This window comes from Blautia sp. NSJ-140, from assembly GCF_022868965.1.
Lineage (GTDB): Bacteria > Bacillota > Clostridia > Lachnospirales > Lachnospiraceae > Blautia_A.
This window is the reverse complement of record NZ_JALIFS010000005.1, coordinates 133,530-159,787: the sequence shown is the minus strand read 5'-3', so window position 1 is coordinate 159,787 and position 26,258 is coordinate 133,530. Positions and strand designations below refer to the sequence as shown.

26 protein-coding genes and 1 riboswitch are annotated in these 26,258 nt (G+C 43.6%); of the genes, 2 read left to right on the top strand and 24 right to left on the bottom strand.

Annotated elements, in window-relative coordinates:
• The first annotated feature begins 8 nt into the window (after positions 1–8).
• Positions 9–839 carry a 2-amino-4-hydroxy-6-hydroxymethyldihydropteridine diphosphokinase gene (gene folK / locus MUB50_RS07950; RefSeq protein WP_244790799.1) on the top strand — a complete coding sequence of 277 codons (831 nt, stop codon included), beginning with the start codon at positions 9–11 and terminating at the stop codon, positions 837–839.
• An 89-nt stretch (positions 840–928) separates the two neighbouring features.
• Here folK and putP read toward each other — a convergent pair whose 3' ends face one another.
• The 20 genes from putP to MUB50_RS07850 all read right to left on the bottom strand — a co-directional run bounded on the left by putP (position 929) and on the right by MUB50_RS07850 (position 23,065).
• On the bottom strand, positions 929–2,461 hold the full coding sequence (gene putP, locus MUB50_RS07945) for a sodium/proline symporter PutP (protein ID WP_118368735.1): 1,533 nt from the start codon (positions 2,459–2,461) through the stop codon (positions 929–931).
• Between the two features lie 173 nt (positions 2,462–2,634).
• A complete protein-coding gene (locus MUB50_RS07940; protein ID WP_118368734.1) occupies positions 2,635–3,882 on the bottom strand; it encodes a sugar ABC transporter substrate-binding protein in 1,248 nt (415 codons plus the stop codon).
• Between the two features lie 18 nt (positions 3,883–3,900).
• A complete protein-coding gene (locus MUB50_RS07935; protein WP_118368733.1) occupies positions 3,901–4,866 on the bottom strand; it encodes an ABC transporter ATP-binding protein in 966 nt (321 codons plus the stop codon).
• Positions 4,859–5,644 (bottom strand): ABC transporter ATP-binding protein, encoded by a 786-nt coding sequence (locus MUB50_RS07930; RefSeq protein WP_118368732.1) that lies wholly within the window; start codon positions 5,642–5,644, stop codon positions 4,859–4,861. Before MUB50_RS07930 ends, MUB50_RS07935 begins: the two co-directional genes overlap by 8 nt.
• A gap of 14 nt (positions 5,645–5,658) precedes the next feature.
• Positions 5,659–7,227: an ABC transporter substrate-binding protein gene (locus tag MUB50_RS07925; protein WP_118368731.1), complete on the bottom strand. Its 1,569-nt coding sequence runs from the start codon at positions 7,225–7,227 to the stop codon at positions 5,659–5,661.
• Between the two features lie 60 nt (positions 7,228–7,287).
• On the bottom strand, positions 7,288–8,115 hold the full coding sequence (gene nikC, locus MUB50_RS07920) for a nickel transporter permease (protein WP_118368730.1): 828 nt from the start codon (positions 8,113–8,115) through the stop codon (positions 7,288–7,290).
• Positions 8,116–9,054, bottom strand: a complete 939-nt coding sequence (nikB, locus tag MUB50_RS07915; protein ID WP_118513550.1) for a nickel ABC transporter permease — start codon at positions 9,052–9,054, stop codon at positions 8,116–8,118.
• A 181-nt stretch (positions 9,055–9,235) separates the two neighbouring features.
• Positions 9,236–9,424, bottom strand: a riboswitch (cobalamin riboswitch).
• A gap of 284 nt (positions 9,425–9,708) precedes the next feature.
• Positions 9,709–10,668, bottom strand: coding sequence for a M14 family metallopeptidase (locus MUB50_RS07910; protein ID WP_244790797.1), 960 nt, complete (start codon positions 10,666–10,668; stop codon positions 9,709–9,711).
• Between the two features lie 171 nt (positions 10,669–10,839).
• Positions 10,840–12,120, bottom strand: coding sequence for a bifunctional phosphoribosyl-AMP cyclohydrolase/phosphoribosyl-ATP diphosphatase HisIE (gene hisIE, locus MUB50_RS07905; RefSeq protein WP_118513546.1), 1,281 nt, complete (start codon positions 12,118–12,120; stop codon positions 10,840–10,842).
• Between the two features lie 18 nt (positions 12,121–12,138).
• Entirely contained in the window at positions 12,139–12,726 is a 588-nt protein-coding gene (hisB, locus tag MUB50_RS07900; protein WP_244790795.1) for an imidazoleglycerol-phosphate dehydratase HisB, read from the bottom strand.
• Positions 12,726–14,036 (bottom strand): histidinol dehydrogenase, encoded by a 1,311-nt coding sequence (gene hisD / locus MUB50_RS07895; RefSeq protein ID WP_244790793.1) that lies wholly within the window; start codon positions 14,034–14,036, stop codon positions 12,726–12,728. The genes hisB and hisD overlap by 1 nt, the downstream gene beginning before the upstream one ends.
• A 50-nt stretch (positions 14,037–14,086) precedes the next feature.
• A complete protein-coding gene (gene hisG / locus MUB50_RS07890) occupies positions 14,087–14,725 on the bottom strand; it encodes an ATP phosphoribosyltransferase (protein ID WP_015524921.1) in 639 nt (212 codons plus the stop codon).
• Entirely contained in the window at positions 14,725–15,846 is a 1,122-nt protein-coding gene (gene hisZ / locus MUB50_RS07885; RefSeq protein WP_118513538.1) for an ATP phosphoribosyltransferase regulatory subunit, read from the bottom strand. Before hisZ ends, hisG begins: the two co-directional genes overlap by 1 nt.
• Positions 15,847–15,956: 110 nt before the next feature.
• Positions 15,957–16,490, bottom strand: a complete 534-nt coding sequence (locus MUB50_RS07880) for a Holliday junction resolvase RecU (RefSeq protein WP_118513536.1) — start codon at positions 16,488–16,490, stop codon at positions 15,957–15,959.
• Positions 16,491–16,502: 12 nt separating this feature from the next.
• Positions 16,503–17,060, bottom strand: coding sequence for a signal peptidase I (gene lepB / locus MUB50_RS07875; RefSeq protein WP_118623957.1), 558 nt, complete (start codon positions 17,058–17,060; stop codon positions 16,503–16,505).
• Positions 17,044–18,012 carry an RluA family pseudouridine synthase gene (locus MUB50_RS07870; protein ID WP_244790791.1) on the bottom strand — a complete coding sequence of 323 codons (969 nt, stop codon included), beginning with the start codon at positions 18,010–18,012 and terminating at the stop codon, positions 17,044–17,046. Before MUB50_RS07870 ends, lepB begins: the two co-directional genes overlap by 17 nt.
• A 12-nt stretch (positions 18,013–18,024) precedes the next feature.
• Positions 18,025–18,645: a hypothetical protein gene (locus tag MUB50_RS07865; RefSeq protein ID WP_118513530.1), complete on the bottom strand. Its 621-nt coding sequence runs from the start codon at positions 18,643–18,645 to the stop codon at positions 18,025–18,027.
• Entirely contained in the window at positions 18,608–20,482 is a 1,875-nt protein-coding gene (locus MUB50_RS07860; protein ID WP_244790788.1) for a YgiQ family radical SAM protein, read from the bottom strand. The genes MUB50_RS07865 and MUB50_RS07860 overlap by 38 nt, the downstream gene beginning before the upstream one ends.
• Positions 20,483–20,528: 46 nt before the next feature.
• Positions 20,529–21,341: a GTP pyrophosphokinase gene (locus tag MUB50_RS07855; protein ID WP_118513526.1), complete on the bottom strand. Its 813-nt coding sequence runs from the start codon at positions 21,339–21,341 to the stop codon at positions 20,529–20,531.
• A 278-nt stretch (positions 21,342–21,619) separates the two neighbouring features.
• Entirely contained in the window at positions 21,620–23,065 is a 1,446-nt protein-coding gene (locus MUB50_RS07850; RefSeq protein WP_244790787.1) for an aminoacyl-histidine dipeptidase, read from the bottom strand.
• Between the two features lie 82 nt (positions 23,066–23,147).
• Between MUB50_RS07850 and MUB50_RS07845 the strand changes: the two genes are divergently transcribed.
• Positions 23,148–24,083 (top strand): hypothetical protein, encoded by a 936-nt coding sequence (locus MUB50_RS07845; protein WP_244790785.1) that lies wholly within the window; start codon positions 23,148–23,150, stop codon positions 24,081–24,083.
• Here the strand turns inward: MUB50_RS07845 and MUB50_RS07840 are convergent.
• From MUB50_RS07840 to MUB50_RS07825, 4 genes are read right to left on the bottom strand one after another with little or no spacing between them, the layout of a single operon-like run.
• Complete coding sequence (locus MUB50_RS07840) at positions 24,060–24,698, bottom strand: ATPase (protein ID WP_114002511.1); 639 nt, start codon at positions 24,696–24,698, stop codon at positions 24,060–24,062. The two genes, MUB50_RS07845 and MUB50_RS07840, sit on opposite strands and share 24 nt — an antisense overlap.
• 12 nt (positions 24,699–24,710) lie before the next feature.
• Positions 24,711–25,205: a pantetheine-phosphate adenylyltransferase gene (gene coaD, locus MUB50_RS07835; RefSeq protein WP_244790783.1), complete on the bottom strand. Its 495-nt coding sequence runs from the start codon at positions 25,203–25,205 to the stop codon at positions 24,711–24,713.
• Between the two features lie 15 nt (positions 25,206–25,220).
• Complete coding sequence (gene rsmD, locus MUB50_RS07830; protein WP_118513518.1) at positions 25,221–25,769, bottom strand: 16S rRNA (guanine(966)-N(2))-methyltransferase RsmD; 549 nt, start codon at positions 25,767–25,769, stop codon at positions 25,221–25,223.
• Positions 25,766–26,161 (bottom strand): methylglyoxal synthase, encoded by a 396-nt coding sequence (locus tag MUB50_RS07825; RefSeq protein WP_021976563.1) that lies wholly within the window; start codon positions 26,159–26,161, stop codon positions 25,766–25,768. The genes rsmD and MUB50_RS07825 overlap by 4 nt, the downstream gene beginning before the upstream one ends.
• Positions 26,162–26,258 lie beyond the last annotated feature (97 nt).

The following is a 26,258-nucleotide window of genomic DNA, read 5'->3' as shown; positions in this document are numbered from 1 at the left end:
AGGAACTGATGGATAAAATCGAAATCAGAGATCTTGAAATTTTTGCAAACCATGGTGTGTTTCCGGAAGAAACAGCTCTCGGACAGAAATTTGTTGTTTCTGCTGTTATGTATACAGAAACACGTCCGGCAGGGCTGACAGATGATCTTTCTGCTTCTATCAATTATGGGGAAGTCAGTCATATGATCACCGATTTTCTTCAGAAAAATACTTATAAACTTCTGGAGGCTGCAGTGGAGAATCTGGCAGAGATGCTGCTGCTTTCTCTCCCATTGTTAAAAAAGGTCACCCTTCGTATTGAAAAGCCCTGGGCTCCGGTAAGACTTCCACTGAAAACTGTTGCTGTGGAAATTACCCGAGGCTGGCATACAGCTTATATTGCTTTTGGTTCCAATATGGGAGATAAGAAGAAATACCTGGATAATGCGATCCAGGGGCTTCGAGATATGAAAGAGATTGTTGTTGAAAAGGTTTCAGAGTATCTTGTAACGGAGCCTTACGGGGATGTGGAGCAGGATGAGTTTCTCAATGGAGCCTTAAGAGTCCGGACGCTGCTTTCTCCTGAGGAGCTTCTTGACAGGCTGCATGTGCTGGAACAGGCTGCGGACCGAAAAAGGATCATTCACTGGGGACCAAGGACACTGGATCTGGATATTCTGTTTTACGATAATGAGATCATTGATACAGTGGAACTGCATGTACCTCATATTGATATGGAAAACAGGGATTTTGTGCTGAAGCCTCTGGTGGAGATCGCACCGTATCTTCGGCATCCGGTGTTGAATTTAACAATGGAGCAGTTGCTAAAAAAGCTTGAGGGAAAAACTTTGGCGGTGTAACTTTATTTGTTAAGACAAGCCCGATACAGATTCTTTACTACAATCTGTATCGGGCTTGTCTAATATGTATATAAGCTATTGAAAAAATTTTATTTACGGTTTACCAGGTCGAATTCGTCGGTGATCTCTTTGGATGGTGCCTTAGTAATAAGGCTGACGATGATATTTGCTGCGATGGCTACCAGAAAAGCGGGAAGAAGTTCATAGATTCCCCAGGCGCCACCCAGTTTGCTGATTCCGTATTTCCAGATGAATACCATGGAACCGCCGCAGATCATTCCTGCCAGGGCTCCCTGCCAGTTGGAACGTCTCCAGAATAATGCCAGAAGCACCACCGGGCCGAATACGGCTCCGAAGCCTGCCCAGGCAAAGGATACGATAGTAAACACAGAACTGTTCGGGTCGCGGGCAATAAACATGGCTACTACTGCAATGAGAAGAAGCGTGATCTTATCGGCTGCCATGCTTTCTTTTTTTGTTTCTTTATCCTTCAGGATGCTTCCGAGAAGGTCGGAAGAAACTGCTGAGGATGCTGCCAGGAGCTGAGAATCTGCAGTTGACATGGTGGATGCAAGGATTCCTGCAAGGATGAGTCCTGCAAGGATTGCTGCAATTACACCATGTTTACTGAGAAGATCTGCGATCTGAACGATAATTGTCTCAGATGCGGAACCTTCCAGAAGGGCAAACTCTCCTGCTGCTGTCATTCCAAGTCCTACCACACCGATCAGTACTGCCACTGCCAGTGAGATCACTACCCATATAGTTGCTACTCTTCTGGAAAGTGTAAGCTTCTCTTCGTCTTCGATTGCCATGAAACGAAGAAGAATATGCGGCATTCCGAAATATCCAAGTCCCCATGCAAGCATGGAAATAATATTAAGCAGTGGATATGCCTGTTCTGTTCCGGTTGTCGGATCATATGTAGTAAACATAGTCAGATATCCGGGCAATGATCTTGCATGGTCTGCAACTGCTTCAATACCACCTGCTGTGTTGATCCCGAATACAAATACGATCACAAGAGCGATGGACATGATGATACTCTGGATAAAGTCCGTGGTAGATGCTGCCAGGAATCCTCCCAGTGTGGTGTATCCAACGATGACCAGTGCACTGATGATCATAGCCGGCAGATATTTTACACCGAAGAGACTTGCAAAAAGTTTACCACAGGCTGCAAATCCGGAAGCTGTATACGGAATAAAAAAGATCACGATAAAAATCGCTCCGATAGACTGCAGGATCTTTTTCTCATCTCTGTAACGATTACTGAAAAAGGATGGCAATGTAATGGAATTTCCTGCCACATGTGTGTAGCGGCGGATTCTTTTTGCCACGATCCTCCAGTTTATGTAAGTTCCAATCGCAAGGCCAATGGCTGTCCAGCCTGCATCTGCAATACCGGTAAGATAAGCAAGTCCAGGCAGGCCCATCAGAAGCCAGCTGCTCATGTCAGAAGCCTCTGCACTCATAGCTGTTACAAGTGGTCCAAGCTTTCGGCCTCCAAGATAGAAGTCAGAACTGTCATTATTGTTCTTGGAGCACAGATAACCTACAAAGATCATTGCACCCAGATAGACGATAATGGCTGCCATTATACAAATATGTGCTGTTGTCATTGTTTCTCTCCCTTCCATGTATGTTTTCACATATTTATAGATATTATTATATTAACTTAAGAAAGTAAAGGGTATTTTGGGATTTTTTACATATTTTCTGTATAAAATTGTATAAATAACAAGAAAAAGGGCTGAACCCGATAAACAAGCTCAGCTCTTTTCAACATTTCTGTTTAATTTTCTTCGATACGTTTCTCTACGTCTTCTACTGTATATGCTTCTGTCAGTACTTTCAGAGCCTCCGGTGTGGTGTCTGTATTGTAAACTTTGATCACTTCCATCAGATCTGCACAGCTGTATGCATTTTCGTAAATATCCTGTGTATATCCGTAAAGCTCGTTGAAAGTATCTTTATCCGATGCATTCCAGAATCCCTGATACAGACGAACTGTGTTGTAATCTGTATCGTCAGTGTTTGCCTCCGGATGACCGGACATTGCGTTATACAGGATCGCAAAAGCAGGGCCTCCCATGGATGCATATTTTCCGGCAATGTAATCAATCTTAGGATTTCCAAAAGAATCCTCATCATTGATCTCATCATGGTTTTCCATGGAGAAGCAGTCAACTGCTCCAACCTTGATGTTAGACCCCTGCTCCTCTTCTTTTGATGTAATGAGTTTCATGATCTCATCAACATTGAAAGTACAGAAAACCGCATCATAATCTCCATCTACAAAAGCATGTTTCAGGTTATTGATTCCTTTTGGGTCTGTCATATATCCAGGACAGATGGTAATGGTGATATCATCTTTACCGGCATCTACAACCGTTGTTTCCTCCGATGCAGCAAGTTTTTCCACATCTTCGGAATAGGTCAGACCTTCTTTTTCAGCCAGTCCTTCCAGAACACCGATGGTTCTCTGGAGATGCATATAGTTCCCCTTAGAAGCACCGCCTGACGGTATGAGGTAATTATTTGTATCTGTATCTGCAAAATACTCAGCCATATTATAACCGGCCTCATAATCAGCCTTTGCATCCGGGCCCACACTTCCGAGGAAATACTGGCTTGTTTTTATCTGCTCATAATCTTTATCGCTGATGCTTCCGGAACCAAGAACATAGTACATCTCTTCTTCATCGCAGGCTTCTACAATCTTCTGAATATCCTGACCATAGAAGGAGATGATTCCGCTTACGCCCTGCAGTTTCATTGCACGAATGAAATCAATCTCATCCTCTGCGGAATTGATGCTTCCTGAAAAATAGAACTTCACTGGGAATCCCTGCTGGATATAATCCCTGTAATAGCTCATAAACATGTTCATTTCCGGGCTATCCTGATTATATACTACAACACCGATCGTATACTGAAGATCTCCGTCTTCCACAGCAGCAGAAACTTTTTTTCCGCTGACAGCAAAAACAGCAAGCATCAACAGCAGAATGCCTAATATTTTTAAGTTTTTAAATGTCATACTGTTTTTTGCCTTTCTTTATTTCTCAGTTACATAATGGCAGGCAACTTCATGTCCTGCTTCCATTTCCTTAAGTACAGGCCTTGTTGTTTTACATTTTTCCATGCAATGCTCACAGCGGTTCTGGAACGGGCATCCGTGAGGAACGTCCAGAGGACTTGGTGCCTCACTCTCAATACTCTCGATCTTTTTGTGCTGATCCATATGAATGGAAAACTGTGCTCCCAGAAGTGCCTGTGTATACGGATGGAGAGAGTTTTTCGCAACATCCTCCCCAGGAATTACCTCTACAATATTTCCAAGATACATAACTGCGATCTGATGAGCAAAAGAACGAATCAGCGCCAGGTCATGACAGATAAACAGCATACTGATATTCTTTTCTTTCTGAAGGCGCACAAGAAGCTGGATCACGGATTCCTGTACAGAAACATCCAGTGCAGATGTAGCCTCATCACATACCAGAATCTCCGGTTCCAGAGAAAGTGCACGTGCAATACTGATACGCTGTCTCTGACCACCACTCATGTTATGGGGATAACGGTCTACAAAATCTCCAGGAAGCTCTACCATCTCCAGAAGTTCTCTGGCCTTGGCTTCTTTTTCACTTTTTTTCAGTTTCCCATAATTGATCAGTGGCTCTGTAAGAATGTCCACGATCTTCATTTTCGGATCAAAAGAAGCAAGCGGATCCTGGAATACCATCTGCATGTTCTGACGGTTCAGCCAGGTTTCCTTTTTGGAAAGATCTGCAAGATTTTTTCCATGGTAAAGGATCTCACCGCTGGTCGGCTTGTCAAGAGAAATGACCATACGGACAAATGTTGATTTACCGCAGCCACTCTCTCCTACGATTCCCAGAGTTTTTCCTTTATATACATTTAAGTTTACATCGTTGCAGGCTGTTAAGGTTCTGCCGCCGGAAGCCGGGAACTGCTTTACGATATGCTTCGCACTAAGTACGATATCAGATTCATTAAACATAACGCTGTCCCTCCATTTCCGGCACTGCAGCCAGCAGTTTCTTAGTATAGTCACTGGTCGGGTGATTCATAACTTCATCACGGGTTCCCTGATCCACAACTTTTCCATGCTGCATAACTACCAGCTGGTCAGCCATATAGGCTGCAACACCGATGTTATGGGTAACGATGATGATACCCGTTCCGAAATCATCACGGAGTTCCATCATCTGGCGTACGATCTGAGCCTGTGTAGTAACGTCCAGAGCACTGGTCGGCTCATCTGCCAGAAGAAGTTCCGGGTTAAATGTCATAGCCATGGCGATACCAACTCGCTGGCGCATACCACCGGAAAGCTGGTGCGGATAGCTTTTCATAATGTTTTCTGCATCAGGAAGACGCATTTTCTGAAGCATGGAGCATCCTTTTTTCCATGCTTCCGCTTTGGATACATCGGTATGTGTGCAAATATATTCCACATACTGACTGCCGATCTTACGAATCGGGTTTAAGGTTCCACCGCAGTCCTGGAAGATCATGGAAATACGGGTACCTCTTAATTTTCTCCATTCATCCTTTGTATTGGAAAGCAGAGATTTTCCGTTGAACTGGATATCACCGGCACTTACCCGGCCGCCCCCGGCAAGTGCGCCGAGAACAGCACGGATAACAGTTGTTTTTCCACTTCCACTCTCTCCTACTACACTGATGATCTCACCTTTCTTCATGGAAAGATTGAAATGCTCAATGATAGGTGCCTGCTTTCCGTACTGAACGGAAAGATCCTTGATTTCAAGCATAAATAAACGCTCCTTTACTCGGCAAGAGTGATATCCTTTGTCAGCCAGTAGTAGTCCATCGGATACATCTTAACGCCAGTTACCTTCTTATTGGAGAAGAGGTAAGTTGTCTCATATCCGAAGAATACAGTTGCTGCATCGTCCATGATATCCTGCTGGATGTCAACGATGAGATCTTTTCTCTTATCCTCATCAAATGTCTGAGCAAGCTCATCAAGAAGCTTATCTACATCCGGATTGTTATATCCTGCAGTGTTGTTTGCAGAAGAGCTGTACCAGTTCTCTCTTAAGTAGTTCTCCGGGTCACCGGTGTTGGCAACCAGTACGTTCCAGATAAGAAGGTCATACTGTCCGGAATCTCTCATGTCAAGAAGTGTCTCATAACTTACTGTATTCAGGTTTACGTTGATACCGATCTCTTTCAGGCTGGCCTGTGCTGCCTGTGCGTATACACCAAGCTCTGCACGGCTTGTGTAGATAACAAAATCAAGAACAAGCGGATCTCCGTCCGGAGTCTCTACATATCCGTCGCCATCAACATCTTTGTATCCAGCATCCTCGAGGATCTTTTTAGCGCTGTCCGGATCGTAAGAGTTTTCATCGTTGAGATCATCAAATCCAAAGTCAAGTGTTGGCGGAACCGGTGCTTTACCAGCTGTTGCACCACCCTCAAGAAGAGTGTTGCAGTATGTCTCTTTGTCAAGTCCACGGAGAAGTGCCTGACGAAGTGCCTTGTCGCTGAGTGCATGATCCTCATTCTGGTTCATGAATGCATAAGTAGAACGAAGAGACTGAAGCTCCTGGATGTCGTAATTGTCATTTCCCTCAAACTCAACCAGGTTCTCTGTTTTCAGGTTGTAAGCGATATCGATCTCGCCTGTCTGAAGAGCCATGGAACGTGTTGTCTGGTCATCGACACATTTCAGAGTAACTCTGTCAAGCGGAACTTCGCCATCCCAGTAGTTCTCATTCTTTACTACAACGCAGGAGTCTGTCGGGCTGAAAGACTCTACTGCATAAGGTCCTGTACAGATCGGTCCTTCCATTGCAAATGTGGAATCATCAACATTTGTATCAACGATCAGAAACAGCGGGTCTGCAAGGCATCCGGCCATGTTTGCGTTTGCTCTGTTCAGGTGGAAGATCAGGTTCTGTCCGTCAACTTCAATACTATCAAGGTCAAAGAACTCCGGAACACGGTCGCTCTTCTCAGCTGTACGCTCGATGGAAGCTTTTACCATCTCCGGTGTCATATCATCGCCGTTGGAGAATTTTACACCCTCACGGATCTTGAATGTCCATGTTTTTCCATCTTCACTGTTGTCCCACTCTTCTGCAAGACATGGAACGATATCACCGTTCTCATCGAATTTTGTAAGGCACTCACCGATCGCATAACGGGATACAACCCAGCTGAAATACTGCTCTGTCGGCTCAAGTGTATCTGCAAAGCTTGTTACTCCAATCGTGATTTCCTTATCACTGCTCTTATCGCCCTTTGCCTGAGCCACTGTTGTCATAGAAAAAGTCATCATACATGCAAGTGTAGCAGCCAGCACTTTTTTAACTACGTTATTTCTCATTTCATCCTCCTAAAGATAAATATACTGATTATTGGTGTTGGTTTGTTACAGAAACGTTTTTTAATCCTGGCGCGGATCCAGTACATCACGGATGCTGTCTCCAAGCATATTGAAAACAACAACACAGATCACGATCGCAATACCAGGGTAGATCATAAGCCATGGCGCTTTTGCCATGTAGGTTCTTCCTTCATTCAGCATCAGTCCCCACTCCGGTGTCGGCGCAGTTGCACCAAATCCCAGGAAAGAAAGAGAAGCCAGCTCCAGCATCATGGTTCCGATATCTGCTGCCGCAGTTACCACCATCTGGGTTACCATGTTCGGAAGAACGTGTACAAGAAGAATTTTCCAGGTCTTTGTTCCGTTTACCACTGCAGCTTCTATATAAAGACTCTTCTTGACTTTCAAAACCATACTTCTTGCAAGGCGGGCATACTTCGTCCAGCTTACAGCCGCGATGGAGATAACGGCATTTACCAGGTTTGGTCCCAGCATACCGGCAATGGCGATGGCCAGTACAAGGCCGGGGAAAGAGATCATCATATCTGCGATACGCATGATCACCGCGTCCACAACGCCACCGAAATATCCGGCAATAACTCCTAAAAATGTACCGATCACAAAAATCACCGCAACCAGACATAATGTCATGATCAGGGAAGTTCTTGTTCCGAAAATAACACGGGAAAGAAGATCTCGTCCAAGTTTATCCGTTCCGAACGGATGAGCGGAACTCGGCTCCTGCAGTGATTCAGTCATAACTGCATTCAGCGGATCATATGGCGCAAGCTGCGGTGCGAAGATCGCAACGCCAATTACCACCAGGCCCAGAATGAAGAAAAGAGTGAACTGTTTATTTTCTTTAAATACTCGTAATACCTTTTTCAATTATCTATCCTCCTTAAGTCTTGGATCGAGATAAGTGTAGGACAGATCCACAAGCAGGTTGATGCACATGTACAGGATCGCGATCCAGAGTACATAGCCCTGTACAAGAGGATAGTCACGACAGGAAATTGCCTTTACTGCCATATTTCCCATACCAGGCCAGTTGTAAATGATCTCTACAACTGCGGTACCTCCAAGGAGGCTTCCAAGGGAAAGACCCAGCAGTGTTACCAGCGGAAGCATTACATTAGGAAGAACGTGTTTCCAAAGGATCACGCTTTCTTTGATTCCACGCATTCTTGCACCGGTCACATAATCCTGGTGAAGCTCCTCCAGCACCGCACTTCTTACCTGGCGGGTATATTTCGCAGACATGGCAAGTGCAAGAGTCAGTGCCGGAAGGATCATAGACTTGAAATCCGTACTTCCTCCTGCTACATTGATCCAGCGAAGCTGAACACCAAAGATACTGAGAAGGATCAGGCCCAGCCAGAAGCTTGGAACAGATACTCCCACAAAGGTAATTCCTCTCACAAAATAATCCGGGAATTTGTTCTGATATACAGCGGCCAGGATTCCAAGCGGTATGGAAATAATGACCATCATCAAAAGTGCCAGCAAAGACATCCTCAGCGTTGGCCAGAAACAGGATACCAGTTTATCCGTTACCGGCATTTTGAAAGAATAGGACTGTCCCATATCTCCTGTAACAACACCCTTCAGCCAGGAACCATACTGCACGAGAAAGGGCTGATCAAGGCCAAGCTCATGTCTTGTTTGTTCCAGAAGCTCCGGTGTCGGAAGATTACCACATTCTGTCAGCATGATCTCCGCAGGATCACCAGGTGACAGGTAGGTCAGTCCAAATGTGAAAAAGCTGATTCCAAATAATACAATGATGATCTGGAGAAATCTTTTTCCTATTTGTTTCTTTGTCACGTTTTACTCCTTTCCTCATTTGATGCGATTTTAACATTGCCGTTTTAATTGAGTTAGATAAAAAAACTACTGGATTCTTATTATGCAGAACATGCATGGAATTTTAGAAATTTGCACGAAAAAAGCCCGCGATGAAATACGGGCACATAAAAAAATATGCTTCCTATCTTCCGTAAGAATCATTTTAAAACAATTGCAAGCAGGTCTCCTGACTTAGGATCCTTACCCTCAGACACCTTCCCGGTCTATTTCTCACGCACTCGACCAGTGGTATTTTGTCTGAGGATTCCCCCTTACAGTGACGGGATCGTACCGGATTTACACCGGTTTCCCTATTAATCCTCTCGGAACTTACAACGGCTGATGTGAAAATCAGCAAATGCTGTTAAATTACTTGAATATTATACGATAAAACTATAGTTTATGTCTATGGAAAAATGTTATATTTTTTGAAAACTCATAAATTTTGTTAAAGATGCTTGAACTGTATATATCCCCCATTGGGGATTTGACAATTAAATTTATCTGATCTGCTAAAAAAACACGGATTTTACCTCGCTGTTTTTACAAATAGAATAGCAAATGGTAAAACCCGGTTTTCTTACTGTTTCAATATGTTTTCAGACAGAAGCGTTCTGAAAAGATTGTTTACTATCAGGTCAGAGTATCTGTGATCGCCGCATATGCGATCATCGGTCCGTCTTCAATGATATTCAGGCTGGCTGTCTGATAAAGTACGACTCCGTTTTCAGTTGCAATAGACGTGTAAAGTAAATTTCCATAGTAATCTCTCAGTTCACCCAGTTCTTCCCCCTTAAAGAAGTACTCTCCAGGCTTCTTGGATGGATACCAGCATCCGGTATACGGCGCATATTCATAGACTACATTTTCAAGAAGCATCTGACGGTAATGCTTCAGACCATGACACGTCTTTCCCTGGAGATGAAAAACAAGGTGACGGACGTCTCTTTTATCCTGTTCTACTTCCTCCCAGGTCCAGTAGCTGTGTCCGCCTCTTTCGATAAGAATACTTGGAATTCCAAGAGAAGAAGCATAATTATAGGCGCCACCTGTGGCGGTTGTGGAACGGACTACATATTTTACGCCGATATGCCGTGCCATATGTAATGACTTCTCTGCTGTTTTTTCATCTACAACCCCTACATAATAAACATAGGGATGAAGTTGTTCGAAACCATCTCCGCTATGCAGGTCGATATAATAATCTGCTATAGAAAAAAGTTTCGTTACTATAGTATAGGCAATGCGATCTGCAGCCGTTCCCTCAGGATCTCCGGGGAAAACGCGGTTCAGGTTCTTGCCATCCTCATAGACCAGACTCATGGTGCGATGCTCAAAGCCGCTGACATTGACCAGGGGAACGATGATCACATTTCCCTTCAGTTCTTCCGGCTGAAATTCTTTTGCAAGTTCCATTGCTGCCTGGATTCCCACATACTCCGCACTGTGTATTCCTGCCGTGATCAGGACCGTCGGTCCGTCTTCCACTCCGCATATCACAGTTGCCGGCATTGCCATGCCATTTCCTGAGATCTTAATTTTTCCCTGTGCCTTCTCTCCTTTTTCAATCATCCAGTCATCAATTTTGATCATTGATTGTTTCCCTTTTCCTTTTTTATATTTCCGCACTTTTGACGATAAGTATATCATGCCTAACCGAAATTGTATATATTCTTTTTAGGATTCCGGGAATACAGAAAAAAACTTCCGTAACCGTTTTTCTGACCCGGTGTACAGAAGCTTTTTTCCTGAATGATATATGATTTATCTTTTCGCCAGTTCCCTGGTGATTTCCTCCCAGCTGACTCCTTTTTCCACCATGAGTACCATCATATGATAAAGAAAATCTGAAATTTCGTATTTAATCTCTTCTTTATCCGGATTTTTGGCTGCAATGACGATCTCTGTGCATTCTTCACCGACTTTTTTCAAAATCTTGTCGATTCCTTTATCAAAAAGATAATTAGTATAGGAACCTTCCTTTGGATGCTCTTTTCGGTCAGTGATCACATCATACACATTCTGGAACACGTGAAGTGGATTGGTATCATCGTACTCTTTTTTCATCAGAGGTTTGAAGAAACAGGTACGGTTTCCTGTATGGCAGGCTGCTCCAACCTGCTCCACTTTGGCAAGGATCGTATCATTATCACAGTCAATAGTAAGAGCCTTTACATACTGTACATGTCCGGATGTCAGCCCTTTGGTCCAGAGCTCATTCCGGCTGCGGCTCCAGTATGTCATTTTTCCCAGCTTCAATGTTGTGTTAAAAGCAAGCTCATTCATATAGGCCAGCATCAGTACTTCATCCGTCCGGTAATCCTGGACAATAACCGGAACCATTCCGTCACTGTTTAATTTAAAATCCGACCATGCAATATTACTTTTATATGTGTTTACCGGAATTCTGGCTTCTTCGCAGGTTTCCTTAAATGTATGCAGATCATTTTCAAGACTGCTTACATAAGCACCGCAAAGTCCGGACACAGCTGCTTCTCCTAAAAGCTTCAGAACATTCTCAGATCTGTTTTCATCGGTATGAAGAACAATGGAAATCTGAGAAATCTCTGCGATTTCATTTTCGACAGTGTCCAGAGCCAGAACAGTGTCTGCATATTTTTCGATCAGATCCTGATTTTCTGTGAATTCTCTCAGATCAGAGATGCTGATCATCATACGCTCTTTTCCAAAGCGCCGGGATACTTCTTCCAGAAGCTTGATATTATTCTCTTTCGAAAAATTCAGTACAACTTTGGCACATCCCGCATAGATCAGCTTTTTTACATCTTCCATACGTTTGATATTTCCCGCTGCGATAACCGGGATCTCAGATGCCTGACAGATATCACGGATTTTTCCGATCGCACGGTCATGCTCCGCATCTGTGGAAGAAAAGTCAAATACCAGAAGCTCATCTGCCCCATTGTCACCGTAAAATTTTGCAAGTGTTTCTACATTTCCGTCTCCGAAAAGATTTCTCTGTCCAAATCCTGTTACCGCCTTTTCTGAATGAAGATAAAGACATGGGATCAACTGTTTGTTCATAAGTGGTCTCCTTCTGTATCAGAGGCTTCCCTTGGTAGAAAGCACGTCTGTGATCCGGGAATCGTACTGCGTTGCTGCATCAAGGGCTTTTGCAAAGCTTTTAAACATGGCCTCTGCCACATGATGGCTGTTTCCACCGGAAAGAATCTTGATGTGAAGATTCATTGCAGCGGAATAGGATACTGCATAAAAGAATTCCTTTACCATCTCTGTAGCCATATCTCCTATTTTTTCTGTAGAAAACTCTGCATCCCATCCAAGATAAGGTCTTCCGGAAAGATCTACTGCGCAGAGTACAAGCACTTCATCCATAGGAAGGATACAGCTGCCGTAACGTTTGATTCCTTTTTTGTCGCCAACTGCCTCGCGGATAGCGTTTCCAAGGACGATTCCTGTATCTTCAATGGTGTGATGATCATCTACATTCAGATCACCGTGGACTCTCAGCGTAAGATCATACAGTCCATGTCGCGTAAAACCGTCCATCATATGGTCAAAAAAGCCAATACCTGTATCAATATCGGAACTTCCCGTTCCATCAATGTTCAGCTGCAGACGTATCTGTGTTTCTTTTGTGTTTCTTTCGATCAGTGCTTCTCTTGCCATTATTCATCCTCCTTGTCCTCTTCCTCAAAACGGACTGCAATGGAATTTGCGTGTGCAGTCAGCTGTTCCGATGTGGCAAACTGGATAATGTCCTTGTGGATCTTTCGGAGTGCTTCTCTTGAATAATATACAATACTGGATTTTTTGATAAAATCATCTACAGAAAGTGCGGAGAAAAATTTGGCAGTCCCATTGGTAGGAAGCACATGGTTTGGTCCTGCAAAATAATCTCCAAGTGGTTCAGAGCTGTGCTCTCCGATAAAGATCGCACCTGCATTTCGCACCTTCATCATATCTTCAAAAGGATTCTTTGTGACGATCTCCATATGTTCAGAAGCAATTTCATTGGCAGCCTCAATGGCCTCGTCCATATCTTCTGCGATCAGGATATAACCAAAGTTCTCCAGGGATTTCTCGATAATGGCTTTCCTGGAAAGTACCTCAACAAAACCTCTGACTTCTTTATCTACCTGATCTGCAAATTCCTCATTTGTTGTGATCAGGATCGCAGATGCCATCTCATCATGCTCTGCCTGAGAAAGAAGATCTGCTGCAATATAACGAGGATTTGCAGTCTCATCTGCAAGAACGAGAATCTCGCTTGGGCCGGCGATAGAATCAATGCTTACGTATCCATAAACTGCCTTTTTTGCAAGCGCAACAAAAATATTTCCGGGTCCTACGATTTTGTCAACCTTTGGAATACTCTCGGTTCCATATGCAAGTGCTCCGATGGCCTGTGCACCACCCACTTTATAGATTTCATCTGCACCGGCTTCGTTGGCGGCAACAAGTGTGCTTGGATTTACTTTTCCGTCTTTTCCAGGAGGTGTTGTCATTACAATACGGTCAACACCGGCAACTTTTGCAGGAACGATATTCATCAGCACGGAAGACGGATATACAGCCTTTCCACCGGGAACGTAAACACCTACACAGTTCAGAGCGGTTACCTTCTGACCAAGCATGGTTCCGTCTGTTGTGCTTGTGAACCAGCTGTTCTGAAGCTGCTTTTCGTGATAGCTGCGGATATTCACCAGTGCTTTTTTGATCACATCGATCAGGGAAGGATCTACCAGCTTGTATGCTTCCTCGATCTCCTCCGGTGTTACACGGATCGTATCCCCTGTCACTTCGACTTTATCAAATTCTCTGGTAAATGCAAATAACGCGGTATCTCCCTCTGCTTTTACTTTGGCAAGTATATTTGCTACTGCATCCTCGTATTTTCCATAATTATTAGGGCTTCTTTTTAAGAGAGTTTCCAGAATATCTTTTGTAGATTCTTTGGTGAGTTTTACCTTACGCATAATAAATTCTGCCTTCTTTCTGTATTTTGGAGGTTCATCTGTTGCTCAGTTTATTTGATCACACCTCGAAGTTCCGTGATCAGTTTGCGGATCCGTTCATCTTCCATTTTCATGCTGACCTGATTGACTACCATACGTGCAGACAGCGGGCAGACTTCTTCCAGCACCTTCAGGCCATTCTCACGAAGGGTGCTTCCGGTTTCCACGATATCCACGATAACCTCGGAAAGTCCTACGATCGGTGCAAGCTCAATGGAACCGTTCAGCTTAATGATTTCCACAGTCTGATGCTTTTTGTTATAGAAGTAATCCTTTGCAATATTTGGATATTTTGTAGCTACACGGATCAGCTGATTGTTATTCAGAACTTCCCTGGCGCTTTCAGGGCCGCATACGCACATGCGACATGCTCCAAATCCAAGATCCATAACCTCATATAGCTTTCTTCCTTCTTCCAGAATGGTATCCTTACCTACGATACCGATATCTGCTGCACCATACTCTACATAAGTCGGCACATCCGGACCTTTTGCAAGGAAAAACTTCAGCTTCAGTTCCTCGTTGGTAAAGATCAGCTTTCGGGAATCTTTGTCACGCATCTCCTCACATGTAATACCGATCTTCTCAAACATATCCAGTGTTTTGCTGGCCAGACGCCCTTTTGTGAGGGCAAATGTAAGATATCTCATCAGTCCTGCTCCTCCTTTGTCGGGCACAATGCCACTTTTTTACCTTCGTTTCGAAGCTCCATTGCTTCCTGGATCGCTTTTTTCAGATTTTCCGGATCATAGGTGATCACAATGGTCTTATCACCGGCCGGAACAGTCAGTTTCTGTCTGGAAAGCGCGAGCATCAGGTTATCGACCACAATGGCAAATCCAATGGAAGAAGCCGGTTTTCCGAAATGTTTCATCAATTCGTTGTATCGTCCGCCTTTGATCAGAGGTTCACCGGTTCCATATGTATAGGCCTGGAAAATGATCCCTGTATAATAACGGAACTTACTGAGCATTCCAAAATCAAAAGCAATGTATTTCTCACAGCCGTATACTTTCAGGATCTCATAAATTTCTTCCAGTCGTTTTACTGCAGAAAGTGCCTCCGGATTGGAGGTGAGTTTTTTTGCTTTTTCCAGCACTTCTGCTGAACCGAACATCTGAGGCAGTTCAGCAAAAGCCTTGGAAAGGTTATCGCCTAAATTCTGTCCCTTAAGAAGTTCTTCCACACCAAAATAATTCTTCTGAGAGATCAGCTCACGAAGATGCTCTTCTATCTCTGGCCCCAGATCTGCCTCTGCAAGCAGGGATTTATAATAATCTACCTGGCCTACGCTAACCTGGAATTCGGTAAGTCCTGCTGCCTTCAGACACTCCACGGTCATAGCAAGAATTTCAGCATCTGCTGCTGCAGAATCATCTCCCATATGTTCAACACCCATCTGAGTATTTTCTTTCATCTGACCTCTGTAACTGGAATTGTTGATAAATGTATTTCCGGTATAACAAAGTCTTACAGGTCCCTTTTCCGGATCAAAATAAGTTGCACATGCTCTGGAAACAGACGGTGTAAAGTCAGGTCTGAGAACAAGTGTGTTTCCCTCTCTGTCAAAAAATTTATATAAGTCCTTGGATGGAATCGTTCCTACTTCATTGCTGAACACTTCAAAATACTCAAATCCCGGTGTTTCTATATCTTCATATCCATATCTTGAAAACACCTGGTGGAGCTCCTTCTGGAGCCGTTTTTTGCGGCTGCATTCCTCTCCATAAATGTCCCGCACACCTTCAGGTGTATGAAAAATACGCTGCATGTTTATTTCCTCCGTAACACGTTTTGAGATTTCCTGCGCTTCACTTTAATTCGCTACCATGCTACCACAGAAAAACTTAAATTTGATTATATAGGAAACCTTTCCAAAAGTCAATCCCGTAATTGCAGATCTTTCTGGATTCCTTCCAGATAAGGAACCAGAAATCCATTTTTTCCGGAAAGATAAAATTCCTGGTCCAGCTCTTCCCGACGAAAACTTTTTCGTCCGCCGTCTTCCATCCTTTTCCAGAATTCCTTCAGCTTACGAAGGGTAAGATAATAAAAAACATTATCTGCGCTGAAATAGATCAGAAAAAAAGCAATCCCCTTCTGCTTTTCAAACTCATCCATAAATGCTACCTGATGAGGATGAATGTTCGCAAGGGGAAAAGTTTTTACACAGCATTCTTTTGCATCGAAGCAGACAGGGATTCCCTGTACTGCTCCGATATAATCTACGGTACTTTTCTGTTCAAAATATGCCAGCGTGATATGCCGGGAGGTTTTATCCATTTTAACCGGAGTGATAGGGGTCGGAATTTTCTGGATGAGGGCCAGTCCCTTTTCCCTGTACTGCTCATTGGTACGATTGATAAGTTCCTCCAGAGTAGAACCACGAAGTCCTCTGCTGTTCCATGTTGCCATAAAGTCTGTCCTTTAATTTAGAAGTTTGATGGATGGGAAATAACGGATCTCCGCTTTTCCGACGATCTGATCAAACTGTACATATGTATTCTGCCAGTATCGGGAATCCTTGGAATTGTTACGGTTGTCTCCCATCATAAAGTAACAGTTTTCCGGTACTTCGTATGGTCCGAAGCTTCCAAGAGGAGTTTCCGGCACAAAGGAATCATCCAGAGGTGTCTCTGAATCATTGATATAAACTTTACCATCTTTAATCTCTACTTTATCTCCTGGAAGACCGATGATACGTTTGATGAACAGTTGGGACTCATCATCCGGATATTTGAAGATCACAATGTCAAAGCGTTCCGGATCTTTCCATTTTTTTGAGATCTCGTGGCCAAATACATCCATATTCAGACCATAGGCCAGACGATAGCCAAAGATACGATCCCCGGTCATAATGGTATTTTCCATAGATTCTGACGGGATCTTTGCATTGATCAGTACTACATTGTTGATAACCAGGACTACAACTACCACGATGATGATCATCTTGACGTAATCCCATATTTCATTCCAGATTTTCATAATAACTCTCCTCCAACTTTTCCTCTTTTAGTGTTCTGAGAAAGATTTCCGGAAGCGGTGCCGTAAAGACCTTCCCGGATAAATATGACAGGCTTCCTTTCATAGATGGAAACTCCATTCGAAAAGAATGAAGCAGCTGTCCTTTCAGTTTTTTATCGGCTTTTCCATATTTGGGATCACCAACAATCGAATGTCCCTCCGAAGCAAGGTGGGCACGAATCTGATGGGCACGTCCTGTGATCAGTTCAACCTTAAGAAGGGTACGGGTTCCATTGGTACCCAACGGATAATACTTTGTTTCCACTGGCAGGGCATTTTCTTTCTCTTGTTTATAGATGGTTACTTTGTTGCTTTTTTTATCTTTTGCCAGATAACCTTTGATATATCTTTCTTCTTTTAAAACTCCCTCCACAAGACAGAGGTAATATTTATGAAGTTCCCTGGACTTGAACATCCCTGAAAGTTCCTGCAGACCGGAAAGGCTTTTGCCTGCCGCTATAAGTCCGCTGGTATTGCGGTCAAGGCGGTTGCATACGGAAGGACGAAAGGTTCTCAGATCATTCTCTGTAAGAGAGCCATTTTTCAGAAGATAGCCGGTCAGATATTCTACCAGTGAAGGGGTTCCGTCATCAGCAGGCTGAGAAAGCATTCCTGCCGGTTTGTCGATCAACAGGATATTTTCATCCTCGTAAATGATATCCAGAGCATAATGTGCCCGTGGAGCAGAATCATTTCCGCTGAATTTTTCAAATGTTTCATCACTTAAAAACAGTTTTACATGATCTCCTGAAAACAGCTTTTCATTCCCGGTGGCTTTTTTTCCATTGAGCGTGATATTTTTTTTCCTCATCATTTTGTAGAAAAAGCTCTTTGGAGCTTCACGGAGAAGCTTGGCCAGATATTTGTCAAAACGCTGTCCGGCCTCGTTTTCGTTAATGATAAATTCTTTCATTATATAATGCTCCTACAGACAGATTGCCAGGATCGTATGTTTGATCAGTTCTTCTCTGGAAAGATCCGGGTATCGTTCATCCGGTGTGAATTTAATCCCGTTTCTCAGAGATTCTTTGTGCTCATTCATGGAATCCAGACGTTCCAGATAGGGCTTCAGGTCCTTCAGGATCTTTACATCCACTTTATATCCGTTTTTACGGATGATTTTCTGTGACTGTTCTGCAAGGTAGGTGATATCTGCTTTTGGATCACTGGTATAACCTACTACTGTATTTCCGCACACGGCAACAGCGTCCAGGTAACCGCTTTTCTCATAAAAAGTCATGTACATTTCATAGGACATGACCAGATCTCCTGCATGTTCGCAGATCTCTTTATAGATCTTTTCATCCATAGGATGACGTAACAGGATCATGATCAGGCTTACCATGGATTTACAGCCTGGCAGACAGCCTACTACGGTCAGAACCGTCCAGACTGTCATTCTTGTTCCGTTGACGGCCCACGCCACAAAGAAAATGAGCAGTGGAAGCGAAAATAATCCTGCGGTGATCAGGAGTCTTCGTTTTTTTTCGCTGTTAAAATAACCGAAATCACCTTTTTTTGTTTTTCTTTTTCTGGTATCTTTCATGTGCCGAACTCCTTGTCTGTGTTTTTTTGGCCTTTTTATGAAGCTCTCTGGGGCGGATCAGACATTTCGGTCCAAAGCCGACCAGATCCGTACGTCCGGTCATCTTAAGTCCTTCCAGGACAAGTTCGCGATTTTCCGGATTTTTATACTGCATCAGTGCTCGCTGTATTGCTTTTTCATGTGGATTTTTTGGCACATATACCTTTTCGCCTGTCAGCGGATGGATTCCTGTGTAATACATACAGGTAGAAAGTGTTGATGGCGTTGGATAAAAATCCTGAACCTGCTCCGGTGTAAATCCGAGATCACGGACGTATTCCGCAAGTTTCACGGCTTCCTTCATTGTACACCCGGGATGGGACGACATGAAATACGGAACGGCATATTGCTGTTTACCAGTCCGCGCATTTGCTTTTTCATATTCCTTCAGAAAGCCCTCATAAACCTCGTGCCTGGGCTTGCCCATAAACTTCAGGACTTCATCGGAAACATGCTCCGGTGCTACTCGCAGCTGACCGCTGACGTGATATTTCACAAGTTCATTAAGAAAAGTTTTATCCGGGTCTGCCATCAGATAATCAAACCGAATGCCGGAACGGACAAAAACTTTTTTGACTTTGGGGATATTCCTGACTTTTCTGAGAAGCTGAAGATAATCCTTGTGGTCTACCGTCAGATTCTTACACGGAGAAGGAAACAGGCACTGCCGCTCCTTGCAGACTCCTTTTGTCAGCTGCTTTTTGCAGGAAGGATAACGGAAATCAGCCGTGGGGCCTCCTACATCATGGATATAACCTTTAAAATCCGGATCCTCTGTCATCTTTTCAGCTTCTTTCAGAATGGAATCGTGACTTCTCGTCTGAAGGATACGGCCCTGATGAAAGGTCAGCGCACAGAAATTACAGCTTCCAAAGCATCCTCTGTTGCTGGTCAGACTGAATTTGATCTCTTTCAGTGCCGGAATCCCGCCCTCTTTCTGATACATGGGATGATATCGTCCTGTATAAGGCAGATCGTAAACATCGTCCATTTCCATCTGCGTCAGTGGCTGAGATGGTGGATTCTGTATCACATATCCACGGTTCCCATAAGACTCTGCCAGAGGCTTTGCTGTAAATGGATCTGTATTTCGGTACTGAATGGCAAAGCTGTCCGCATAAGCTTTTTTATCGGTCTGTACCTGTTCAAATGACGGAAGGACCACCGGATCGTAAACCCTGCTGATATCGTGGCTTTTAAAAACCGTCCCTGCCACATATGTGATCTCCTGGACCGGAATCCCGCTTTGCAGGGCTTCTGCGATCTCAAGGATGGAATGTTCCCCCATTCCATAAGAGATCAGATCCGCACCGGAATCGATCAGAATACTGTGCTTGACCTTATTTTCCCAATAATCGTAATGTGCCATTCTTCGAAGACTGGCTTCGATCCCGCCAAGAATGACAGGCGTATGTTTATAGGTCTGCCGGATCAGATTGCTGTATACAACAGAAGCCCTGTCCGGTCTTAATCCCATTTTTCCTCCCGGAGAATAGGCATCTGTGCTTCGGTGCTTTCTGGAAACCGTATAATGATTCACCATGGAATCCATGTTTCCTGCTGTAACGAGAAAACCCAGGCGCGGTTCCCCGAACACCTGGATGCTCTCCTTCTTTCGCCAGTCAGGCTGAGGGATCATGCCTACACGATATCCTCTGCTTTCCAGAAGACGTCCAATGATCGCAGATCCAAAAGACGGATGATCCACATAGGCATCTCCTGTCACGTAGACAAAATCCAATTCATCCCAGCCTCTTGACTTCATATCTTCTCTTGTAACTGGTAAAAAATCCTGCATTTATAATTCCTCGTATGTAAGTGTATTAGTACTGTCTGCTCTGTGTTCATATGCTGTGATGGACTGCCTGGGCACGATAACCCTCCGCAATGATATCCAGCTGCCTGTGGAAGCGTTCCAGCTGACGCAGATCCTTGGTTTTGAATACCCGCAGGAACTCATCCTGTATTTTGCTGACTTCCCGTTCACTGGAAACACGGTAGAGATTTTCAATATTATTCAGAATATCCTTTACAAGATTGGACTGCATCTGCGATGAATTCTGAGCATCCATGATCTCGTTGCGCACAGAAGACATTTCATGATCCAGCGAAATGATCGCATCGGATGCTTTACTAAGACGTTCTGCTACATGAGGAGGCATATCACCTTTGTATTTATACTGAAGGGAATGTTCGATCGTTGCCCAGAAATTCATTGCCATGGTACGGATCTGTATTTCTACCTGAAGCCGTTTCGGCCCGTTAATAGTCTCCACTGTATAATAAAGGATCATGTGATAGCTCCGGTAACCGCTCTGCTTGATATGCGTCAGATAGTTCTTTTCACTTTTGACTTCCATATCTGTTCTTTTTCGGATGATCGCAGCAACGGTATCGATATCTTCTTCAAACTGACAAATGATCCGTACTCCTGCCAGATCTTCCATTTCTGTTTCCAGCTGTTCGATCGGAATATCTTTGCGCTGCATTTTCTCCAGGATACTGGAAACGCTTTTTACTCTTCCACTGACTTGTTCAATGGGAGAATAACGATCATTTTCGTGATACTCTTCTATCATATGTTTAAACTTGACTGTCAGTTCTTTGACAGCCAGCTCGTAAGGGCACAAAATACTTCGCCATAACTGTATTTCCATGTTGCTCGCTCCTTATCATCTGCCGTCAGTCTCTTTTTTGTTTTGGTGACAGCGGCATACATTTTTTATTATAACATATGTTTTGAAAAAAAAGGGATTGTTTATCAATTTTTTATTAAAAAATTATAGAATTATTTTCCTTTTTGTGTGATGCATCCACAAATCTATATATATGTAAAATTCTGTATTTTATGAATATTTTTTATCAGGGCATAAAAATACCCTGGAGAAACCTTTCATTTCTCCAGGGTAAAAGTTCGAACATACTCCGAACTGGATCAGTCTTTCAGATTTTTGAGAACCTGTACAAGATAGTTCCATACTCTTTCTGTGGAAGCAATGCTGAGAACCTCCTCGGATGTATGGATATCCTTCATATCCGGTCCAAGGGATACACAGTCCAGTCCTTCCATTTTTTTATAGAAAAGCCCACATTCAAGGCCTGCGTGGATCGCAACGACTTCAGGCTTATGGCCATACATTTCCTCAAAAACTGCAACCATTTTATCTCGTAATGGAGATTCCTTTCTGTACTCCCATGCCGGGTATGCACCCTGTACTTCATAGTCACCACCAAGAAATTCTGTAAGATATTTAATCTTATCAGATAATGCACTGCATGCAGCGTCTACAGAGCTTCTTACACTGGAACTTGCAAAAAGCTCGTCCCTATCCAGACGGAGGATACCGATATTGCTGGAGGTTTCCACCAGGCCTTTGATGGTTCCGCTCATTTTTTGGATTCCGAATGGTACATTCTGCAGATAAAATACGATCTTTTCCTGACTTGTAGGATGAAGAACCTCTGCTGTTGCAGTACCCTTTTCTGTTATTTCAAAAGTAATGTTTTCGTCAGAACCAGTATATTCTTCACGGAGCTGCTCCTGGAGCTCTTTTGCGTAAGCTTTTACCTCAGCAACGGAATCCGTAAGAAATTCTGCGGTGCACTCTCTTGTAATGGCATTGTCTTTCTGTCCGCCTGTAAGAGAAATAAGGGCATATTCCGCTTTTTTCTTAAGTCCGTAAAGAAACCGTCCCATAAGTTTATTGGCATTCGCTCTGTTCTTGTCAATCTCGGCACCGGAATGTCCGCCCATAAGTCCACAGACTTTGACCTGTACCTTTTCTCCTTCTCCTTCTACACGCTGGACAGGGATATGGCTGATACCGGAAAGACCGCCGGCACAGCTGATCCAGAGACTTCCCTCCGCTTCAGAATCCAGATTGATAAATCTTCTTCCTTTCAGCACGCTGCAGTCAAGACCAACTGCACCAAGAAGACCGATCTCCTCATCAACAGTGAGCAGCACTTCAAGAGGAGGGTGTGGAATATCTGTACTGTCAAGAAGGGCAAGGCCATAAGCAACTGCAATACCATCATCACCGCCAAGAGTTGTTCCGTTGGCTGTGATATAACCATCTTTTACAGAGATGTTCAAACCATCTTTTGTAAAATCATGATCTACGTCTGGTCGTTTTTCACATACCATATCCATGTGGCCCTGGATGATCACTGTGGGAGAATTCTCATATCCTGGTGTGCCTGGCTTGTAGATCACTACATTATTCAGCTCGTCCTGTACGTATCTGAATCCATGATCCTTCGCAAATTCCACAAGGAAGTCACTGATCTGTTTTGTATTTCTGGAACCATGAGGAATCTTGCAGATTTCTTCAAAATAATGAAAAACTCTCTTTGGTTCACAATTTTCTAATACTGGCATAAATTCTGCCTCCTTCTGCTTCATAAATTCATTTGTCTTTTATAATAATCATATACTGTAAAAAAAGCAAGGACCTGTTTTTATGAAACGAAAAATAATCATATTTTTCTATATCTGCCTGTTGCTTTTTCTGCTTTTTCATCCAAAAGAAGCTCTTACTGGAGTAAAAAATGGCCTTGGATTGTGGTTGAATATCATGATTCCCACTCTATTGCCATTTCTGATCCTGACAGGAGCATTATTGAAAACCGGAAATATCCGGAAGCTTCTGAAACCATCTGCTTTCTTCTGGAAAACGTTTTTCGGGCTTTCACCTGCTGGAGCCTATGTTCTGATCCTGGGTCTGTTATGCGGATATCCTATGGGAGCTAAACTGGCACATGATCTGTACATAAACCAGCAGATTTCCCGCAGAGAAGGGGAATATCTTCTTACGTTTAGCTGCAATGCAAGTCCCGCATTTATCATTTCCTATCTTTCCGGCATACTCTTGAAAAATAAGATATCAGCAGTACAGATGATCCTCACTTTTCTGGCGGCAGATCTCTTTTGTATGCTGTTTTTCCGTTTCGTTGTATATCGCGGGCATACCGTGGACTCTGTCTGCGTAAACAAGATAAAAAAAGAGACATACCAACAGGACTCCACAGGAGCCATCCTGGATGTCTCGATCATGGACGGATTTGAAACCATCACACGTCTCGGGGGCTATATTCTCATCTTCTCACTGATACTCGCCTGTATCAGATTTTACTGGCCATTTCATGCACAAAGCTGTATGCTGCTCACAGCACCACTGGAACTAACTACCGGGTTGGAACAGATTGCCGACGCACCACTGCCATGGAAAAGCAGATACCTTGCTTCTATGATCCTGACTTCTTTTGGTGGCTTTTGTGTCATGGCTCAGACAAAAAGCGTATTGGAAAACAGTTTGTCACTGATCCCCTACGCTATTTCAAAATGTCTGAACGCCAGTGTGATATTCCTGATCCTAGTTTTCTCCGATATCGTCTAACAGATCTTCGTCTTCTTTTGTTACAGAAGAACTGTCATCATCCTGGAAGGTATTGGAGATTGCCGCTGCCTGAGCAGTCTGTGGTGCAAGCTCCTGACGATTATGATTAACAACCTCAAGGCAGCTCTGCAGAGCATCAATAAATGCTTTATATTTACCACCGGCATCTTCAAGTGTCTGGTTCAGGACAGAACCGATATTAGCCATCATATCATCCGTGTATGTGATCGCACTGAGACGAATGCTGTTTGCATCCTGTGTTGCAGAATCAAGAATCTCCTGAGCCTGCTTGTTTGCGGCATTTATGGTCTCATTTGCCTGTGCATATGCTTTCTGCATGATCTCATGCTGTGTAACCAGTTCCTGAGCTTTGGCCTGAGCATCTGCGATCAGACTGTCAGCTTTAGCCTGAGCATCCTCAAGGATCGCATCCTTATTGCTGATGATCTTCTGATAACGTTTGATCTCATCCGGAGTTTTCAGACGAAGTTCACGTAAATACTCCTCAATCTCTTCTTTGTTCACTACGATCTTGGTAGTGGAAAGAGGCTGGAATTTACAGCTGTCCACATACTCTTCAATCTCCTGAATAATCTGTTCAATTCTGCTGCTCATAATACACTCTCCTTATTTCTCTGTTTCTCTTTTTTTCAATTTCTCTTCGACTGCATCCGTAATCTCACGTGGAGCGAATTTGCTCAGATTTCCTCCGAAATTAGCAACTTCTTTCATGATCGTGGAGCTTAAGTATGCATATTCCAGACTGGTTGTAAGAAAAACGGTGTCCACATCCGGTGCCAGAACACGATTAGTCTGGGCCATCTGCAGTTCATATTCAAAATCCGTGACAGCACGAAGCCCTCGAACGATCACCTGGGCATGATTCTCCCTGGCAAAGTTCACTGACAGGCCCTCGAATGCTTTCACCTCCACATTCGGGATATCTTTTGTCGTCTTTGTTAGTATCTTAACACGTTCTTCTACAGAAAACAACGGACTTTTTGCAGAATTATGCAAAACTCCCACTATAACCCGGTCAAATGAAATGCTTGCCCGCTTAATGATGTCAAGATGGCCATAGGTTGCCGGGTCAAAGCTTCCCGGGTATACTGCTGTTATCATATGTCTATCTCTCTTTCATTTTTTTAGGAAAACATGCTTGTTGGTTTTATATTCCTTGGAACGTACCAGACGATATCCAAGGTCCTCTACATAAGAAAAATCCGTATGCAGATCTTCCTCCACAACGATCAGCGTGTTTTCATCTGCAAGAGTGCTGTCAGCCAGATACTCAAGGACTGGTTGTTCCAGATGCTGTTCGTATGGTGCATCCATAAAAATACAGTCAAATGGTTCTCCGCCTTCCAGTGAACGCAGTGCCTGAAGCACATCCATGTTCAGCAGTTTACCACCATCCGTGAGTTTTGTAAATGAAAGATTTTCGCGGATACAGGTACATGCTTTGGGATTTTTTTCAACAAATACAGCATACTCGGCTCCACGGCTCAGAGCTTCAATACCGATCGCTCCGCTTCCGGAAAACAGATCCAGAAAACGACAACCAGGTATTTCAGGCTGGAGAATGTTAAAAAGAGTTTCCTTAATACGGTCTGTTGTTGGTCGTGTCTCATTTCCGGGAATGGTTTTTAAGTTTAATCTACGTGCTTTTCCTGCTATGACTCTCATTTCAGATTTAATCTCCAATCCAGATCACCGCGGGCCAGTCCAAGGATCAGAAGTTCCGCAGTGGCAATATTTGTAGCAACCGGAATATTGTACTGGTCGCAGCGTTTGACAATGCTCATGATATCCGGCTCTGCCGGGTCCATCATGACAGGGTTATAAAACAGGATCACCATATCCAGATCCTGACGTTCTACCATCTCCATAAACTGCTTGTCTCCGCCTATACTTCCGGCAAGAAACTTGTGAACGTGAAGACTGGTTGCTTCCTCAATTCTTCTTCCTGTTGTTCCGGTTGCATATACTTCATGTTTGGCAAGGATATTCTTGTATGCAATACAGAAGTCTTCAATCAGAACTTTCTTACTGTTATGCGCAATAATTCCTAAATTCATAATTCACCTCTCCATTCTGCCCTTGGGTTACATCCCTTTTCTCCCCTTTTATATAGGTAAAATCATATAACTCTGTAACTGATTCTAGCATAACGCC

What these genes read in the sequence shown, in the direction of transcription:
- rsmD (WP_118513518.1), bottom strand. Translation starts at nt 25,769, where the DNA reads ATGAGAGTCATAGCAGGAAAAGCACGTAGATTAAACTTAAAAACCATT.
- MUB50_RS07870 (WP_244790791.1), bottom strand. Translation starts at nt 18,012, where the DNA reads ATGAAAGAATTTATCATTAACGAAAACGAGGCCGGACAGCGTTTTGAC.
- MUB50_RS07855 (WP_118513526.1), bottom strand. Translation starts at nt 21,341, where the DNA reads ATGGAAATACAGTTATGGCGAAGTATTTTGTGCCCTTACGAGCTGGCT.
- hisZ (WP_118513538.1), bottom strand. Translation starts at nt 15,846, where the DNA reads ATGCAGCGTATTTTTCATACACCTGAAGGTGTGCGGGACATTTATGGA.
- MUB50_RS07930 (WP_118368732.1), bottom strand. Translation starts at nt 5,644, where the DNA reads ATGCTTGAAATCAAGGATCTTTCCGTTCAGTACGGAAAGCAGGCACCT.
- MUB50_RS07940 (WP_118368734.1), bottom strand. Translation starts at nt 3,882, where the DNA reads ATGACATTTAAAAACTTAAAAATATTAGGCATTCTGCTGTTGATGCTT.
- MUB50_RS07935 (WP_118368733.1), bottom strand. Translation starts at nt 4,866, where the DNA reads ATGTTTAATGAATCTGATATCGTACTTAGTGCGAAGCATATCGTAAAG.
- hisIE (WP_118513546.1), bottom strand. Translation starts at nt 12,120, where the DNA reads ATGAACAAACAGTTGATCCCATGTCTTTATCTTCATTCAGAAAAGGCG.
- hisB (WP_244790795.1), bottom strand. Translation starts at nt 12,726, where the DNA reads ATGGCAAGAGAAGCACTGATCGAAAGAAACACAAAAGAAACACAGATA.
- MUB50_RS07845 (WP_244790785.1), top strand. Translation starts at nt 23,148, where the DNA reads ATGAAACGAAAAATAATCATATTTTTCTATATCTGCCTGTTGCTTTTT.
- MUB50_RS07860 (WP_244790788.1), bottom strand. Translation starts at nt 20,482, where the DNA reads ATGCAGGATTTTTTACCAGTTACAAGAGAAGATATGAAGTCAAGAGGC.
- MUB50_RS07865 (WP_118513530.1), bottom strand. Translation starts at nt 18,645, where the DNA reads ATGAAAGATACCAGAAAAAGAAAAACAAAAAAAGGTGATTTCGGTTAT.
- MUB50_RS07850 (WP_244790787.1), bottom strand. Translation starts at nt 23,065, where the DNA reads ATGCCAGTATTAGAAAATTGTGAACCAAAGAGAGTTTTTCATTATTTT.
- MUB50_RS07880 (WP_118513536.1), bottom strand. Translation starts at nt 16,490, where the DNA reads ATGGCAACATGGAACAGCAGAGGACTTCGTGGTTCTACTCTGGAGGAA.
- MUB50_RS07910 (WP_244790797.1), bottom strand. Translation starts at nt 10,668, where the DNA reads ATGATCAAAATTGATGACTGGATGATTGAAAAAGGAGAGAAGGCACAG.
- folK (WP_244790799.1), top strand. Translation starts at nt 9, where the DNA reads ATGGATAAAATCGAAATCAGAGATCTTGAAATTTTTGCAAACCATGGT.
- MUB50_RS07825 (WP_021976563.1), bottom strand. Translation starts at nt 26,161, where the DNA reads ATGAATTTAGGAATTATTGCGCATAACAGTAAGAAAGTTCTGATTGAA.
- coaD (WP_244790783.1), bottom strand. Translation starts at nt 25,205, where the DNA reads ATGATAACAGCAGTATACCCGGGAAGCTTTGACCCGGCAACCTATGGC.
- lepB (WP_118623957.1), bottom strand. Translation starts at nt 17,060, where the DNA reads ATGAAAATCTGGAATGAAATATGGGATTACGTCAAGATGATCATCATC.
- hisG (WP_015524921.1), bottom strand. Translation starts at nt 14,725, where the DNA reads ATGAGATATCTTACATTTGCCCTCACAAAAGGGCGTCTGGCCAGCAAA.
- MUB50_RS07925 (WP_118368731.1), bottom strand. Translation starts at nt 7,227, where the DNA reads ATGAGAAATAACGTAGTTAAAAAAGTGCTGGCTGCTACACTTGCATGT.
- MUB50_RS07840 (WP_114002511.1), bottom strand. Translation starts at nt 24,698, where the DNA reads ATGAGCAGCAGAATTGAACAGATTATTCAGGAGATTGAAGAGTATGTG.
- hisD (WP_244790793.1), bottom strand. Translation starts at nt 14,036, where the DNA reads ATGCGTAAGGTAAAACTCACCAAAGAATCTACAAAAGATATTCTGGAA.
- putP (WP_118368735.1), bottom strand. Translation starts at nt 2,461, where the DNA reads ATGACAACAGCACATATTTGTATAATGGCAGCCATTATCGTCTATCTG.